This window comes from Vibrio sp. 1288, assembly GCF_033344475.1.
Map to the genome: position 1 here is coordinate 1 of NZ_JAWPOX010000465.1, position 728 is coordinate 728.

The 728-nt window shown below is 47.7% G+C and carries 1 protein-coding gene; it reads right to left on the minus strand.

The window, feature by feature from the left end:
• On the minus strand, positions 1–728 hold a 728-nt coding region (locus R8O11_RS27410), incomplete at both ends, for a type II secretion system F family protein (protein ID WP_318194901.1).

Genomic DNA, 728 nt, shown 5'->3' on the forward strand with positions numbered 1-728 from the left:
CCGCTTCGATGGCGGCTTTCATCTCTAAAATTCGATTTTCTAAAAAGCGGTTACCCAACGCTTCACCGGCAAGCGCCAATGATTGGTTGAGCGGCACACCTGATTTCAACATCAACGAGAATGTTCGAGCAAAACGCGACAATTGAGCGCGATTTACGATATCACCGACGATTGGTAAGCGGAGGCGAAATTTATCAAACTTCTCCCGCCCATCTGCTGTCGCAACCCAAGCTTTGAACACAAAGAATGCACCGACCATTGCGGCAATGAGCAATCCCCAATAGTGAACAAAGAAGTTGGACGTCGCAATCAAGATCCGCGTTGGAAGCGGCAACTCAACCCCAAAACGAGTAAACATCGATGCAAACTCGGGGATAACCAGAATGTTCAGAATGAACATGGCGATGGTAATAAATACGATAACGAACGTCGGATAGCGCATCGCGGCTTTAATGCGTTTGCGTGTTTCTAGCTCTTGCTCATAGTAGTTTGCTAGCTGCAGCAATGCTTCATCGAGTCGACCGGTATTCTCACCCACGTTGATCATGGAAACGAATAACGGACTAAACACTTTGTTGTGCGGCTGCATCGCAGACGACAAGCCACGACCATTACTCAACTCAGAAACCACATCTTCTAGCGCTTCTTTTAGCTGCTTGTTTTCACAGTTTTGCAGTAAGCCGCGCATTGAGCGCAGCAAAGGCACACCAGCTTTAGTTAAGCTGAAC